Below are 598 nucleotides of genomic sequence, written 5' to 3'. Positions count from 1 at the left end.
TCCAAAGTTGACGCGAATACAACAACTTAAGCAAGTCAATCAAACATTGCTGTTATTGATACCAACTAATCAAATTTATTCGTGAGTGAAGTGATAACACTTCAAACACAACCAGTTTTCCTGGGGATAATAGCGCTATGGAACCACCTGATCCCATCCCGAACTCAGAAGTGAAACGTAGCAGCGCCGATGGTAGTGTGGGAGATCCCATGTGAGAGTAGGTCAACCCTAGGGCTTTATCTTAAAAGCCTCTAGCTTAACCGCTAGAGGCTTTTTTCTTGCGTGCTTGTTTTGTCCCTCAAAAACATATTTCCTTAAAAATAATCCACTAAGAAGATCCGCAGAGTCGCGGGAAACTACTATTTCGCTCTTTTTACCACTGCATGCCCGCGGATAGGGCTTTTTTAATGCCGAAATGGATTGCCTTTTGCCGGCACGGGATCGTTAAAAGATTACAATCATAAAACCCGGCAACGCATCAGCTTTTCTTATTATCAATAAGCATGATAGATATATTGGAATTAATAATTTTAAACAATCTCGCGTTTACCGGCTTTGTAAATAGATAGGGTAGGTCTAGAGTAGTAGACATGAAGCC

The 598-nt window shown here is 41.1% G+C and carries 1 rRNA gene; it reads left to right on the top strand.

Annotated features, from left to right (window positions below):
- Positions 1-119: 119 nt before the first annotated feature.
- Positions 120-234 (top strand): 5S ribosomal RNA (gene rrf / locus FK268_RS26040).
- Positions 235-598 lie beyond the last annotated feature (364 nt).

Source organism: Tsukamurella sputi (genome assembly GCF_007858445.1).
Lineage (GTDB): Bacteria > Actinomycetota > Actinomycetes > Mycobacteriales > Mycobacteriaceae > Tsukamurella > Tsukamurella sputi.
This window is presented reverse-complemented; position numbering and strand designations above follow the sequence as displayed.